Origin of the sequence: Rhodococcus sp. NPDC076796 (assembly GCF_040702765.1) — a bacterium.
Lineage (GTDB): Bacteria > Actinomycetota > Actinomycetes > Mycobacteriales > Mycobacteriaceae > Rhodococcoides.
This window is the reverse complement of the sequence record NZ_JBFBMS010000001.1, coordinates 857,243-871,939: the sequence shown is the minus strand read 5'-3', so window position 1 is coordinate 871,939 and position 14,697 is coordinate 857,243. Positions and strand designations below refer to the sequence as shown.

General features: G+C 63.4%; 12 protein-coding genes. 5 read left to right on the top strand and 7 right to left on the bottom strand.

Going from position 1 to position 14,697, the window contains the following annotated elements; translation table 11 throughout:
* Window positions 1-209: 209 nt before the first annotated feature.
* The gene (locus tag AB0366_RS03980) at window positions 210-1,460 is read right to left on the bottom strand and encodes a pyridoxal phosphate-dependent aminotransferase (protein ID WP_032396087.1); all 1,251 of its coding nucleotides are present in this window, start codon (window positions 1,458-1,460) and stop codon (window positions 210-212) included.
* An 80-nt stretch (window positions 1,461-1,540) separates the two neighbouring features.
* Window positions 1,541-2,446, bottom strand: coding sequence for an SDR family NAD(P)-dependent oxidoreductase (locus AB0366_RS03975; RefSeq protein WP_347873272.1), 906 nt, complete (start codon window positions 2,444-2,446; stop codon window positions 1,541-1,543).
* 52 nt (window positions 2,447-2,498) lie between these two features.
* Here AB0366_RS03975 and AB0366_RS03970 point away from each other — a divergent pair, with 52 nt between their 5' ends.
* Together AB0366_RS03970 and AB0366_RS03965 are read left to right on the top strand one after the other, a co-directional pair.
* Window positions 2,499-3,056, top strand: a complete 558-nt coding sequence (locus AB0366_RS03970; protein WP_347873271.1) for a helix-turn-helix domain-containing protein — start codon at window positions 2,499-2,501, stop codon at window positions 3,054-3,056.
* A gap of 41 nt (window positions 3,057-3,097) precedes the next feature.
* A complete protein-coding gene (locus AB0366_RS03965) occupies window positions 3,098-3,835 on the top strand; it encodes an SOS response-associated peptidase (protein ID WP_347873270.1) in 738 nt (245 codons plus the stop codon).
* Between the two features lie 7 nt (window positions 3,836-3,842).
* Here the strand turns inward: AB0366_RS03965 and AB0366_RS03960 are convergent, their stop codons facing one another.
* Window positions 3,843-4,070 (bottom strand): DUF3263 domain-containing protein, encoded by a 228-nt coding sequence (locus AB0366_RS03960; RefSeq protein ID WP_347873269.1) that lies wholly within the window; start codon window positions 4,068-4,070, stop codon window positions 3,843-3,845.
* A gap of 101 nt (window positions 4,071-4,171) precedes the next feature.
* Between AB0366_RS03960 and AB0366_RS03955 the strand changes: the two genes are divergently transcribed.
* The gene (locus AB0366_RS03955; protein ID WP_347873268.1) at window positions 4,172-6,085 is read left to right on the top strand and encodes a prolyl oligopeptidase family serine peptidase; all 1,914 of its coding nucleotides are present in this window, start codon (window positions 4,172-4,174) and stop codon (window positions 6,083-6,085) included.
* On the opposite strand, the gene AB0366_RS03950 is transcribed toward AB0366_RS03955, so the two are convergent.
* Together AB0366_RS03950 and AB0366_RS03945 are read right to left on the bottom strand one after the other, a co-directional pair.
* A complete protein-coding gene (locus tag AB0366_RS03950) occupies window positions 6,078-6,347 on the bottom strand; it encodes a hypothetical protein (RefSeq protein WP_128645592.1) in 270 nt (89 codons plus the stop codon). The two genes, AB0366_RS03955 and AB0366_RS03950, sit on opposite strands and share 8 nt — an antisense overlap.
* A 293-nt stretch (window positions 6,348-6,640) precedes the next feature.
* Window positions 6,641-7,522, bottom strand: coding sequence for a LysR family transcriptional regulator (locus AB0366_RS03945; protein ID WP_347873267.1), 882 nt, complete (start codon window positions 7,520-7,522; stop codon window positions 6,641-6,643).
* Window positions 7,523-7,618: 96 nt separating this feature from the next.
* Here AB0366_RS03945 and AB0366_RS03940 point away from each other — a divergent pair, with 96 nt between their 5' ends.
* Together AB0366_RS03940 and AB0366_RS03935 are read left to right on the top strand one after the other, a co-directional pair.
* Entirely contained in the window at window positions 7,619-8,251 is a 633-nt protein-coding gene (locus tag AB0366_RS03940; RefSeq protein ID WP_347873266.1) for a pyridoxal-phosphate dependent enzyme, read from the top strand.
* Window positions 8,248-9,684, top strand: coding sequence for an L-lactate permease (locus AB0366_RS03935; protein ID WP_347873265.1), 1,437 nt, complete (start codon window positions 8,248-8,250; stop codon window positions 9,682-9,684). Before AB0366_RS03940 ends, AB0366_RS03935 begins: the two co-directional genes overlap by 4 nt.
* A gap of 45 nt (window positions 9,685-9,729) precedes the next feature.
* On the opposite strand, the gene AB0366_RS03930 is transcribed toward AB0366_RS03935, so the two are convergent.
* The gene (locus tag AB0366_RS03930; protein ID WP_347873264.1) at window positions 9,730-10,713 is read right to left on the bottom strand and encodes a hypothetical protein; all 984 of its coding nucleotides are present in this window, start codon (window positions 10,711-10,713) and stop codon (window positions 9,730-9,732) included.
* Between the two features lie 172 nt (window positions 10,714-10,885).
* Entirely contained in the window at window positions 10,886-14,131 is a 3,246-nt protein-coding gene (locus AB0366_RS03925) for a (Fe-S)-binding protein (RefSeq protein WP_366242776.1), read from the bottom strand.
* Between the last annotated feature and the right edge of the window lie 566 nt (window positions 14,132-14,697).

Here is a 14,697-nt window from a genome sequence, read left to right as displayed (position 1 = left end):
CAGGCTAGTGGCCGATGCGAGGAGCTCGGTGGCGGGGAGCAGGGGGGGCGTCCCCCGCCACCACCTGACCGACCCGGGGGGGAGGGGTACGACCAGGGCTCGCGGGCACCGAAGTGCCGTCCGCCAATGTACAGATCATTCGTCGTTCAGGCGTGATCGCCCCGATGTTTTGTGCATCACTTTCAACTACTTTTCGGTAACTTGGCGTCTCACTGCTTGTACGACGCGAGGAAGTTACCGAACCTCTCGATCGCCACGGCCAGATCCCGTGCCCACGGCAGCGTCACGATGCGGACGTGATCGTGGCCGGGCCAGTTGAATCCGGTGCCCTGAACCACCAGGATCTTCTCCTGCAGCAGCAGATCCTGGACGAGCTTCTCGTCGTCGTAGATCTCGTGCACTTCGGGATCGAGTCGCGGGAACGCGTACAGCGCACCCCGTGGCTTGACGCACGAGACGCCGTGGATCGCGTTGAGCTTCTCCCACGCGACGTCGCGCTGCTCGAGCAGGCGGCCGCCGGGCAGGATCAGATCCTCGATGCTCTGATATCCGCCGAGAGCGACCTGAATGGCATGTTGCGCTGGCACATTGGGGCACAGCCGCGTCGACGCGAGAAGGTCGATGCCCTCGATGAAACCTGCGGCGTGCGCCTTCGGTCCGGTGATCGCCAGCCATCCGGCGCGGTAACCGGCCACTCGATACGCCTTGGACAGTCCGTTGTACGTCAGGCAGAGAAGATCGGGAGCCAGGCTCGCCAGCGAGGTGTGCTCTGCGTCGTCGTAGAGGATCCGGTCGTAGATCTCGTCCGCGAGCAGCAGCAGCTGATGCTTGCGCGCGAGGTCGACGATGCCCTGCAGCACCTCCTTCGAGTACACCGCGCCGGTCGGGTTGTTGGGGTTGATCACCAGCAGTGCGACGGTCTTCGGGGTGATCTTGGACTCGATGTCGGCCAGGTCGGGATTCCACCCGTTCTCCTCGTCGCACATGTAGTGCACGGCCTTGCCGCCGGACAGCGTCGTCATCGCCGTCCACAGCGGGTAGTCCGGGGCCGGGATCAACACCTCGTCACCGTCGTCGAGCAACGCCTGCATCGTCATCGTGATGAGCTCGGACACCCCGTTGCCGAGGTAGATGTCGTCGACGTCGAGCTCCGGGAAGCCCGGTTCGAGTTCGTAGCGCGTCACGATGGCGCGGCGGGCCGACAGGATGCCCTTGGACTCCGAATACCCCTGGGCCACCGGCAGCGCCGCGATCATGTCCCGCACGATCACATCGGGAGCTTCGAATCCGAACGGTGCCGGATTGCCGATGTTGAGCTTGAGGATGCGGTGCCCCTCGGCCTCGAGGCGGGCGGCGTGGGCGTGTACCGGTCCGCGGATCTCGTACAGCACGTTCTGCAGCTTGGTCGACTGCTGCAACGTGCGGTAACGCGGCTGGGAATGGATCTGCGGAGTGGTCACCCGTCACATCGTGCCAGGTGGGCGGTATCGGTTTCCACAAGGTTGTTTCGCGCGGGGTTGTTTCGCGCGCGAACGTGCGGTCAACCGTGAGCCGGATCGGGTCGACCGGACCACCACGGTGCTGCGGCGGTCGGATCGAGGCCGACCAGGCTGTTCAGCTCGTCGAACAGCTCGAGTTCTCTCGCCTCGTCGTAGGACTCGTCCGAGGATGCAGTCCGACGGTCGATCTCGACGTAGTCTCCACGCGGCCCGGTCGCCAATGCGAGGGTGGCCAGGTTCCGGCCCGACAGCTCGGGCGTGGACACTCCGGGCAGCGGTCGCAGGATCGGCATCACCCGCTTCCACGCGAATTGGGCGACGGTACCGCGATACCTCGCGAGCTCGGTCCCCGGCATCATTCCGGGATCGAAACAGATGGGGACGACAGATTTCGGTGCGCGTCGCGCAAGCTCGTGGGTGTGGTGCAGCAACGCGAGTTTGCTCGTGGAGTACGCGACGCCACCGCCGATCCCGCGGATGGTGGCCAATCGTCCAGCCGATGCCCATTGCGGCGCGGGCACCATCGCGTACGAGCGTCGAAATTGTCCGTAGTGCGTGCCGGATCCGACGTGCACGACTGTCGTCTCGTGCACGTGCGGCGACAGCATTCCCAGAAGCAGATGTGGCGCAAGCACATTGACGGCGAACGTCAGCTCGTATCCGTCCGAACTTCGTGCCGAGGTGTCCACCGTCTGAATCCCGGCAGCCAATACGACTGCGTGCAGTGGCCCACTGACCTGCTCGGCCGCGGCGCGTACCGAGTCCAGGCTCGACTGGTCGCAGACGACGTACGTCTGGCCGGGAATCGCTCTTTCGAGTTCGGCCAGCCGTCGGTTGGACCGTGCGGTGAGTATTAGGGGGTGACGTTCGGCCAGGCGCAATGCTGCCTGCATGCCGAGGCCGGAGGTTGCACCGGTGATCAGAATAGGTCTGTCAGTTGATGTCATATTGGCACACTATGACATTATTGCGCGCAGTGTCGAGAGGTGGTGTACTCGAATGGTGTCTGCGCCCGCCTCCCGACGTCAGCTCCGCACGCGAGATCGGCTGGCGTCCGCGGCAGTGCGACTGTTCGCGGAGCAGGGCTACGACAACACCACCGTTGCGCAGATCGCAGACGGGGCCGACCTGTCCGCCCGCTCGTTCTTTCGCTACTTCGCAGACAAAGATGCGGTGCTGTTCTCCGGAGAAACTGCGTTGCTCGATGCGGTGGCGCGGGTCGTCGAGGATTACGCCGACGATCTCGGGTCACTGATGCACGATGCGCTGCACGCCGCTGCGGACGCGCTCGACCTCGACCGGGACGGCTTCGTGGTGCGTCACCGTGTCATTGCTGCGAGCGACCGACTCAGAGGGCGTGAACAGGTGATCCAGCTCGACATGCAGGCGGCGTTGTCTGCTGGGCTCGTCGCTGCCGGTGTCGAGCGCAACGAAGCCTCGCTGACGGCGCGAATGACGATGGCCCTGTGGAACGAGGCATGCGAACGGTGGGTCACCTCGGGAATGCGTCTTGGCGATCACCTCGACGCCGTCCTGGCGGAGTTTCGCAACCTCTAGTCCGTAGTGGTTGTCGGTGCCGGGTGGAACAATCTCGTTCCATGTGCGGACGGTATGCCAGTACCCGGAGTGACAGCGACCTGCAGGCGGTGTTCGACATTGCCGAGACCGTCGGTCCGGAGGTGCCGCCGTCCTACAACGTGACCCCCACACAGACGGTGCGGACGGTGCTCGAACGGCCGCCGAAGGACGAACCCGAGGCCGACGCCGTGCGGCAACTGCGGTCGGTGCGCTGGGGCCTGATCCCGTCGTGGGCGAAGGACGCGAAAATCGGTTCCAGGCTGATCAACGCCAGGTCCGAGACCATCACCGAGAAGCCGTCGTTCAAGAAGGCAGCAAGCCGTCGACGATGCATCGTGCCTGCCGACGGCTACTACGAGTGGGAGAAGCGCGACGGAGCGAAGGTGCCGTACTTCTTGCACGACGGTGACACGGGTCGTTCCGCAGGCTCCACTCCTGGTGCCGTGCTCGCGATGGCCGGCTTGTACGAGCTGTGGCGAGACCCCACCAAGGCCGAGGACGACGAGGCGCGTTGGGTCTGGTCGGTCACCGTGCTCACCTCGCCGGCCGCCGATGCTCTGGGACACATTCACGATCGCTCTCCGGTCGTGCTGCCTCCGGATCTGCGCGCCAACTGGCTCGACCCCGGCCTGACGGACCTCGGTGACGTTCGGGACCTGCTCGCTGCGATTCCCGAGCCACGGCTCGAGCCCTACGAGGTGAGCACCGCGGTGAACAGCGTGAAGAACAACAGCCCGGAGCTGCTGACGCCGGTGTAGCGCCGGCTCAGGCGAGTCGCAACCGGCAGATGTCGGCAATCGCGGCCCGCTCGTCCGGCGACAGCTCCTCGGCGACCGGCGAATCGAGGATTCGACGCAATCGCTGGAAGTAGGTACGCGCGTCGACGCCGAATGCCACGTAGATGTCCTCGTCGCTGCCACCGCCGTACCCACGCCAGGTTCGGCCGAATGTCAGAATCTCGTGGTCCACCGAATGGGTAGTGGTCCGGCGCATGGTGTTCCCCCTAGTGCTACTTGACTCCTATCATCCGGGTCACGGTTGAAGGGCCGGTGAACAACGCGTTACGTGCACGTCAGTTCACTAGGGTGGACGGCGTGACTGCTCTCGCCTTCGGATCCTGGCCCTCGCCCATCACCGCAGCAGATCTGTCGTCGGCGGGCCACCCCGTCGAGGGTGGGTGCTTCGTCGGCAGCGAGATCTGGTGGTCGGAACTACGGCCCGCCGAACAGGGCCGGACGGCCATCTGCCGCTATGTCGACGGAGAAGTGCAGCCTGTTCTGCCCGCGCCGTTCAACGCCCGATCCCGCGTCCACGAATACGGCGGGGGAGCCTGGACCGCGACGGCGGCCGGCGACCTGGTGTTCGCCGAATTCTCCGATCAACGCGTCTACCGACTCACCCCCGGCGGCGCACCCGTACCGCTGACTCCGAAACCGGCTGTGGCGTCGAGCATCCGGTACGCCGATCTCTCGGTGGTCGGCACCGACGTGATCGCAGTTCGCGAGATGCACGACGCAGGTGCGGTGTCACGAGACATCGTGGCGATCGATCTCGGCGGCAGCGGGGTGCGTTCGCTGGTGGCGGGCTCGGACTTCCTTGCGTTCCCGAAACTTTCACCCGACGGCACCCGCATCGCATGGATTGCGTGGAACCACCCCCAGATGCCCTGGGACGGAACCGAACTACGCGTTGCCTCCCTCGCTGATCCCGGCGCATGGACCGTGCTCCTTGGCTCGACCGAGGAATCGGTGATGCAGCCGGAATGGATCGACAACCAATCGCTGTACGCCATCAGCGACCGAAGTGGTTGGTGGAACCTGTATTCGGTCACGCTCGACGGATCGGTCACACCGCTTCGGGCGCTCGACGCCGATTTCGGGGCTCCGCTGTGGCGATTGGGATCGAGCTGGTACTCGATGCTCGACGACGGGAAGCTGCTCACCGTGCGCACCGTCGGCACCGACACCCTCGCGGTACTCGATCCGGCGTCCGGGACACTCGAGGACGTCGCGCTCGACGGTGTGACCTCGGTGGGGCTCGGTGGGCGCTCCGGGTCGACCGTGCTCCTCAAGTGCGGCGGAGCTCGGGTGGCCGCCGGTTTGTTCGCCCTCGACCTGGAATCCGGCGAACTGACCTCGGTACGTTCGGGTTTCGAATCCGTACCCGACAGCGCATACCTGCCCGAGGGTCGTCAGGTGACGTTCCAAGGGCCGAACCGTGAGGTGCACGCCATCACCTATGCGCCGCGCAACCCGTCGTACGAGGGGTTGGACGGCGAACTGCCACCGTACGTCGCGTTCGTTCACGGCGGCCCGACCGCGCACGTCGCCCCCGCTCTGAACCCGCTGTTCGCCTACTTCACCAGCCGCGGCATCGGCGTCGTCGATGTGAACTACGGCGGGTCGAGTGGATACGGCCGCGAGTACCGCAACCGACTGCGCGGGCAGTGGGGAGTGGTCGACGTCGAAGACACCATCGCCGCGGTGCAGGGGTTGGCCGACAGCGGACTCGCCGACCCACGCCGGTTGGCCATCGAAGGCGGCTCCGCAGGCGGTTGGACGGTGTTGGCTGCGCTGACATCCTCCGACGTGTTCGCTTGCGGCGCATCGTACTTCGGTGTTGCCGAGCTGGAGCTGTTCGTTGCCGAGACCCACGACTTCGAGTCCCGCTACATCGACGGGCTCATCGGACCGCTGCCCGAGGCAATCGACCTGTACCGCACCCGTGCGCCGGTCAACAACGTCGACGGACTGTCCTGCCCGGTGCTGTTGTTGCAGGGGCTCGACGATCCGATCGTGCCGCCGTCGCAGGCCGAACGGTTCCGAGATGCCATGGTGAAGAAGGGAATTCCGCACGCCTACCTGGCTTATGCGGGGGAGTCGCACGGATTCCGCAAACTGGAAACACAGGTGAACGCGCGAGAATCCGAACTGTCCTTCTACGGCCAGGTCATGGGCTTCACGCCGCCCGGAATTCCACAGCTGGAGCTGTGGCGTCCCTCTAGCTGAGTGGCGGGTGCGCGCGCTTCGCTTCCAGAAATTCGAGGAGCGCGCTGGGGATCGCGCAGTACTTGCTGTTGCCCTCGGACAATTTGCTGCCCGCCTCGAACGCTGCCTTCGATGGGCCGTCGTGTTCGCGGATGAGTGCACAGAGGCGCTCGTCGGTGCGGCCGGATTCGCAACACTGCTCGACGTGCGCTCGATCGTCCGGTGACAGAGCGGTCCACCACTCGTCGTAGCGGCGAAAGAGCTTGTCCGCGTCGTCGGTCATGCCTGCTCCCTACTTGTCGGTACGCCTTCGAGTCCGACCATACTCACGATGTCCGATTCGGCCACTTCCGAGGGGGGATTCAGTGGGAGTGGGGGTGACCTCACACCCCTGTTGACGACTGCGCGCCCCTGCTCTGACGTGAGCGGGGGCGCGCGGTCGGTAGAAAGGTCGCTCGGTTGCCACTTCCCGCTCTGTCGGCAGCATCGCAGTCGTCTGAGCTGGTTGTGCTGCTCGAGGTCAGACGAAGTCGATTCCTTATCCATCCGCTTCGGACATGCCGCTGACGCGCAGGCCTAGGAACTTTCGGATTTCGAGGTGAGCTGGTGTTTGTGAACCGTCCGAACCATTGCGCAGAATTCGGTAGCGACCGGGGTCAAGTGGGGACTGTCCCAGATGCAGAAGACTTCGATACGCGGCGTCGTCGCTTTCATGGGTACGTAGACGATCCCTGGATAAGGGTGCATGTGTGGCGTCGACTCGGCTGTGATTCCGATTCCGTGGCCCAGCGACACATGATGGTTCCATTCGTCCACCGATCCACATTCGATCGGTCGACTGAAGGGACGGGTATGGGCAGGCCATAGGTCCATTGTGGTTGTGCCCGACATGATATCGAGCACGATGATGTCGTCCGAAAGGTCGGAGAGTGCGAGCTCCGGACGGTCCGCCAACCGATGCCGCTGGGACAGTGCGACGACTCTTGCTTCACCGAACAACGAGCTGGAAAAGCTGACCGAGGCGATTCCCTGCCGAACTATCCCCAGGTCGGCCTCTCCCGATTCGACACCGGAGGTGCGGCTCGCGAACCTCTTGAGCATCAACTGCTCCTGTGGTTTGGTGGCATTCCACGTCTCGAACACTGTGTTGGTCAGAGATCCCAAGGCCGACCACACGTAGCCGACTGTGACTGTGCCCACCGACTCGGGAGGTTGCACGGCCAGATCGAACGCCGAGATCGCCCGCGAGGCCCTGACGAGGTAGGCCTCACCGGTTGTCGTCAGCGTCGCGCCGGCAGACGTTCTGTCGAACAGTCGAGCTCCGATTTCGCGTTCGAGCTGCGCAATGGAGCGAGAGAGAGCCGGCTGTCCAACATGCAAACGGCGCGCAGCACGAGAAATGCTGCCCTCCTCGGACACTGCGATGAGTGCCTGCAGGTGACGAAGTTCCAGTCCCATGTTTTTGAAGCATAGTGCGCACTGATCCGGCATTACCCCCAGATCTGCCAGCTGAGCTAGTTTCGTTCCTGCAGCGAAACCGGGGAGGGATTGACCTTGGCCGTCCGGCAGGAAGAACTGACGACATTCGATCCATATCTTCAGCTACCAGGAGTCGTATACACGGATGAGTTGTACCTCAAAGTCGAGCACTTGAACACTGCTGGATCAGTAAGAATGAAGGCCGCTCGATATCTGATCAGCGACGCCGAGAAGAAACACGGAGACCTTTCGGGAAGGTTGATTATCGAATCGTCGTCCGGGAACCTCGGCATTGCTTTGGCGATGATTTGTGCCGCTCGAAAGTACAAATTTCGGTGTGTCGTCGATCCCAATAGCAATGTGACTGCGATTGCAGAAATGCAAGCCTACGGCGCAGAGATCCACCGTGTGTGTGATCGCGATGAAAACGGGGGGTATCTCGGTACGCGTTTGGCTGCTATCGATCAGATCATAGCTACCGACTCAACCGCGATCTGGCTGAACCAATATCAGAATCCAAGTAACCCGATTGCACACAGCGCTGGACCCCAGTCGATATGCGTTGTCGGGCCACCTGCCGAGGGGTATTCGTACTACAACCACTACATTCCCTCGCCGGCAGTTCCGTCTCGAGCCCACCGAGAACTCGACGTGATCCTCATGAAGTTGGTGGGCAGCGTGCAGCCCAGAGTTGCGGTCGAACTATGACCCTCGAACTGATGATCGTCCTTGTCCCGGCCGTCATCGTCGTGGTCGGTGTACTGATCGTCCGACGTGCCGCGTGGCAGGTCGCGCTGGCTTCGGTCCTTGCTGCCGCCGCAATGTTTGCCGGCCTACTCGGTACTGCCGCACTCGTGGAGGCATCCCCACCTGCGCTCGAAGCAGGAATCCTGTTGACCGCCGATGCAGGACTCATCATCTTCCCAGGACTGCTGCTCAACGAAGTGCTGCGTCGCAACGGCACGCACGCGACAATCGTCGGGTGGATCGAGCGCTGGCCCGTCAGTCCTGCCACCGCGACCGTCATTCTCACCGTCGGATTTGCACCGGCACTCGAATCGATCACGGGCTTCGGCGTCTCGCTCCTTGTCACCGTGCCGGTCCTGTTGCAACTGCTACCCCGAGCGAAGGCCTTGCTGGCCTCAATGCTCAGTTTGACGATCATGCCCTGGGGCACCGCTGGTTTGGCAACAACGGTGGCTGCCGACTTGTCGGGTAACACCGCCCGCGACATCGGCTTTCAATCATCGTTGTTCAGCGCAGCCATCTTTCCGGCCTTCGCGATCGTGACTGCGCTGCTGGTCTCCGATCGAGCCGAACGCACCCGAACCATCGTCGTTGCGGCAGGATTGGGCATCACGTTCGCGCTGGTGCTCATAGGTATGAACTTCGTCGGGTTGGTGCCACTCGCCGGCGTCACAGCAGGGGCGGTCACCGGCGTACTCGGTTACATGCTCCTGGCAGCTCGTCGTCAGGCCGCCACGGCACCACCGTGGCGAGCCTTGTCTCCGTTTCTTGTGGTCGTGGCACTTATTTTGGTTGCGCGTGTCGCCGACGCTGCAACGGGTTGGGGAACCGCGGTAGCGCTGCACGCTGGGCGAGTTTCGTTCGAGCCCTTGCTCTCTCCCGGTCTCGCGTTGCTGATCGTGTCCGTGCGTTTCGGTTGGCGCTATGTGAACGTCAGCGCTGTCCGGATTGCCGCGCAAGGCGGTTGGAAACCGCTGGTTGCCTTGTTCGGGTTCGCCGCGGCTGCTCAACTCATGAATTACTCTGGGGCGGTTGGTGATCTCGCTGCATTGGTTGGTCGAGCAGGTGACATCGGTTTCGTTGTGTTCGTTCCCTTGCTGGCCGTGATTTCTGGTTACCTGGTGGGATCGAACACCGGTGCCAATGCGTTGATGGTCATTCCGCAACAGAATATCGGTGATTTCTTCGGTGCTGGCTCCGCTGCAGTCGCCTTGCAGAACAGTGGCGCTGGGCATTCGATTTTTGCGTCCGTTCCCGAGACTCTTCTTGTTCTCGCAGTGGCAGGCAAAGGAACTCGCGACGAAGAGACACGCATGCTGAGGTTCGGTTTCAAAATTCTTGGCCTCGTCGTGCTGATCATGGTGATCGGTGCTGCTTTGATGATCGTTTTGTGAGCTCGCTACGCGAGCGAATCAGATGGGCAGAGCCGGAAGTGGACCTCACACCCCTGTTGACGACTGCGCGCCCCTGCTCTGACGTGAGCGGGGGCGCGCAGTCGGTAGAAAGGTCGCTCGGTTGCCACTTCCCGCTCTGTCGGCAGCATCGCGGAGCATCCGATCGACGAGCTCAGGGTGATCGAGATCCGACCAGGCGATGCGCACCACCTGGCGGCCGGTTGCGCGGATGCGATCCTCGCGACGCTTCTCGTCCCACAACACATCGGCCGCAGACTTTCCCTCGGGCACGTAGCGTCCGTACTTCACCTTGCCGTCGAATTCGAGAACGGTCTCGATGTCGGGCAGATCGAAATCCACGCGCCCGACGAAGCCGCGATCGTCGACTATCTGCACCTGTAGTTGCGGGCTGTAACCCAGCTGATGCAGCAACACCCTGGCGCGTGATTCCCCGACACTGCCGTCCATGAATTCTGCGACTCGACGGGCCATCCGATTGCTGGGGTGGTTGGGGCATGAATCCAATGCTGCAAGAACATCTTCGGTGGTGAGGCCGCGGGTTCTCGCAGCGAAGTCCACGACGCAGACGGCCGTCTCGAACGGAAGTGAGCGAGCACAATCGGCAACGGTGCGCGCCAGAGCTGTGACTCGCACGCCGTCGAAGTCCACGACTTCTGCGTCGGTGTACGGCGAGGTGTGCACTGCTCGAACGGCGCTGCTACGACCGCCGCCACGGGCACGATTGCGCGTGATGTGCACTCGGCTCAGGTCGGCATTCCATACGTCGAGACAGTGGAATATTGCTGCGCTCACATGGCTGACCACGGCATCGGGGGCGATGGTCGCGTCGAACACGGCCTCGGCGATGACTCGATGCTTGTCTTCCCTGGGCAGCGCGTCGAATTCGTCTCTGCTGACGAACCTTCCGGGACGGAGTCGACGCCACGCTCGCGTTCGGCAGTAGCGCTGCAGCTCTGCGTCGGAAATTCCGCGGGAGAGTGCGTCGGATCGCGAGACTATGCGGGTCATGAAGAAATGCTCTCGGGCGCAATCGCTTTCGACAACCCCCAAGTGGCCGATTGTGGATAACCGGTGTGCCTGTGGATAACCGAGCGTTCTGGAACCTCACACCCCTACTGACGACTGCGCGCCCCTGCTCTGAATTGAGCAAGGGCGCGCAGTCGGTAAAAAGGGTGTGAGGTTACTTCCGGCGACCCGGAACCTTGGCTCCCGGAGCGAATCCGAGTCCACCGGCCTTCGGCTTGGGCGGAGTCCGATCATCCGAACCATTGGATGCGGCCTCACCGGCAGTGTCCGACGCCTCGGCCTTCGGGGCCTCGGGTGCAGCGGCTTCCTGAGTCGGCTCTGCCTTCTCGGGCTCTGCAGTCTTCGGCTCAGCGGGTGCAGCGGCCGCACCGGGCGTGCGTGCACCCGGCTTCTTGAATCCGGACTTCACGGCCAGGCCCTTGGGCTGGACGGTCGGCTTGGATTCTGCTGCAGCCTCGGTAGCGGGTGCCTCCGATGCCGTGGCCTCGGCAGCCGGTGCCTCGGCAGCAGGAACCTCTGCCGCAGGTGCTTCGGAGACCGGCGCTTCGGCAGCAGGCTTACCCGGTGCCTTGGCTCCCGGCTTCTTGAATCCGGACTTCACGGCCAGACCCTTGGGCTGAACGGTCGGCTTGGATTCGGTTGCAGCAGAAGCCGATTCCGCAGGTTCGCCAGCGGTTTCCGGTGCTTCGGAGACCGGCGCTTCGGCGGCAGGCTTACCCGGTGCCTTCGCGCCCGGCTTCTTGAAGCCCGACTTCACTGCCAGACCCTTGGGCTTGACCGACGGAGTCGACTCCGAGGTCTCTGCGGTAGCAGGTGCTTCGGTCGCCGCGGGAGTCTCGGCAGGTGCAGGTGCAGCCGCCTTCGCGCCGGGTGCCTTGCCCTTCATCTGCAGGCCCTTGCCGCCGGGTGCCTTGCCCCCGGCCATGCCGAGACCCTTGGGCTTGGCGGCGGGTTCTGCGTCGGCAGTGTCGGCCGGTGCAGCGGAACCGGGTGCCTTGGCTCCCGGAGCCTTGGCCAGACCCTTCATCTTCAGTCCGCCGCCGGCCTTCGGAGCCGGAGCTGCCGGAGCGGACTTCGCCTCGGCCGGCTCCTCGACGGGTGCGATGCGTTCGGCCTCTTCGACCTCGGCGGCGTTCTCGGTCGCCAGCTTCTCCTCGGGAGTGCGCTCGCGGGGGATGACCTTGATGTTCTCGGCCAGCACCGAGGACTCGACGCGGGTGATCGACTCGAGCATCAGCTGCGCGACATCGACGACCTCGACGCCCTCGTGTGCGCCGCCTTCCTGACGTGCGGTGACACCGTCGGTGAGCATCACTCGACAGAACGGGCAACCCGTGGCGATCTTCTTCGGGTTGGTCGCCAGTGCCTCGTCGACCCGGTCGATGTTGATGCGCTTGCCGATGTTCTCTTCCATCCACATGCGTGCGCCACCGGCACCACAGCACATGGACCGCTCACCGTGGCGCGGCATCTCCTTGAGGTTGGAGCCCGACGCGGCCATGAGTTCACGCGGGGCGTCGTACACCTTGTTGTGACGGCCCAGGTAGCACGGGTCGTGGTAGGTGATGTCCTGGCTGACCGAGGCCACCGGGATCAGCTTCTTCTGCCGCACGAGGCGGTTGAGCAGCTGCGTGTGGTGGACCACCTCGTAGTCACCGCCGACCTGCGGGTACTCGTTGCCGAGTGCGTTGAAGCAGTGGGCGCAGGTGACGACGATCTTGCGCTTGTTCTGCTCGACACCCTCGAAGACGTTGTTCAGCGTCTCGATGTTCTGCATGGCGAGCTGCTGGAACAGGAACTCGTTGCCTGCGCGGCGAGCGGAGTCGCCGGTGCAGGTCTCGTCCGCGCCGAGCACCATGAACTTCACGCCTGCGGTGGCGAGCAGCTCGGCGACGGCCTTGGTGGTCTTCTTCGCGCGGTCCTCGTAGGCACCGGCGCAGCCGACCCAGAAGAGGTACTCGTAGTCCTGGAACGAATCGGCGTCCTGGCCGAAGACCGGGATGTCGAAGTCCATCTCGTTGATCCAGTTGAGCCGGTCCTTGGAGTTCTGACCCCACGGGTTGCCCTTGTTCTCGAGGTTCTTGAACAGACCTGCGAGCTCGGACGGGAACTCCGATTCGATGAGCACCTGGTAGCGGCGCATGTCGATGATGTGGTCGACGTGCTCGATGTCCACCGGGCACTGCTCGACGCAGGCACCGCAGGTGGTGCAGCTCCACAGCACCTCGGGATCGATGATGCCGCCCTCGATGGCGTCGGCGACGAGCTTGCGATCGGCCTCGTCGCGAGCGTTCTGCGGGATGGCGTCGAGCGCCTTCTGGTCGACGTTGCCCTCGGCGTCGACGAGTCCGACCTCGTCGCCAGCCATGTCCTTCTTGCCGCCGGCCAGCAGGTACGGGGCCTTGGCGTGGCTGTGGTCGCGCAGCGACATGATCAGCAGCTTGGGGGAGAGGGGCTTGCCGGTGTTCCAGGCGGGGCACTGCGACTGGCAGCGGCCGCACTCGGTGCAGGTGGTGAAGTCGAGCCAGCCCTTCCAGCTGAAGTCCTCGATCTTGCCTGCGCCGAACGCGTCGACGTCGGGGTCGGCCTCTTCCATCTCGAGGACCTTGCCGCCGGACATCATCGGCTTGGCCGGGCCGAGGGCCACGGTGCCGTCGTCCATGCGCTTGAAGTAGATGTTGGGGAACGCGGTGAAGCGGTGCCACGCGATACCCCAGTTGATGCGCGAACCGACGATGTAGAGCCAGATCATGCCGGACATCAGCTTGATGAACGCGAAGACTGCGACCATGTTCGAGTTGGCGGGCAGCAGTTCGGCCAAGCGGATCGTGAAGAAGTCGGTGTACGGGTTCCCGTGCCCGTAGGTCGCGATCTTGCCTGCCTTGACGAACACCATGCCCAGGCCCTCGATGAGCACGACGGCCTCGACGAAGTAGGCGGCCTTGAATCCGGAGCCGGCGAAGCGCGACTGACGCTCGGGCTTCCGCGGGTGGTTGAGCTGGCGAATGATGATCAGCGTGGTGATGCCGATGACGGTGCCGAGTCCGAGGAGCTCGTCGATGAGGTGGTACGCCGCGGTGTCACCGATGATGGGCCAGTGGAACTCCGGATTGAACGTCTGACCGTAGGCCTCGAACCAGACGACGAAGCCGAGCATGAAGCCGATCATGACCAGCCAGTGCGCCCAGCCGACTGTGCGGAACTTGACCATCTTGGTGTGGGCAAGGAACTCGATCATCATCTGCTTGAAGCGAGGGACTATCGGTCGCCAGCGGTCGGGTGCCGGCTGGCCGATGCGCACGATGTTGAACATCCGCAGGCCCCCGCGAATGAAGACGTACCAACACACGAGGCTGAGCAGAGCACCGACTGTGCCCAACGTGATCGTCAGGGCGTTCATGTCGCGGCCTTTCGCTAAAGGTGGCAGCTGGAAGGGCTACCGCGGGTTCAGCCCGTAGAGCTGGATGACGGTCTATGTTACTCGCCAGTAGCAATTTCAGTGTACTGACGGGTAACTTAGCATCACCGGGTGAAGCGATGCTGGTGGGTGCTGAAATGAGGCCGTCCGACGGGCGGGCTGAACTCGTCAGTAGGTTGTCTCGCAGATCACCGTATGCGTAGGCCGTCGAGGTGCTGTCGAGAAGGCAGTCCTTACCTACTCCCTGCGCGCGGCCGTATGTCGCGGAAGATCCACCTGTGGCCGGTGGGATCACGCGCCCGGTGTTCCTCGATCGTTCGAACGATCGACATCTCCGACCTCAGCATGACGTGACTCGAGCCGCTGTGCTGCGAATATCCAATATGTTTGTGACAGTGGGTAACTGACAGGCAGCGGATGGGTTGCAAAAGGACAACGACCGGTCCGATTCGTACGTTACAATTCCTGAGCGCACCATAAGTCGCAGACGCGTCATCGGGGTGACTTTGCGTTTGACGGTTGCCTAGCGGTACTGCCAAGCACTCAAT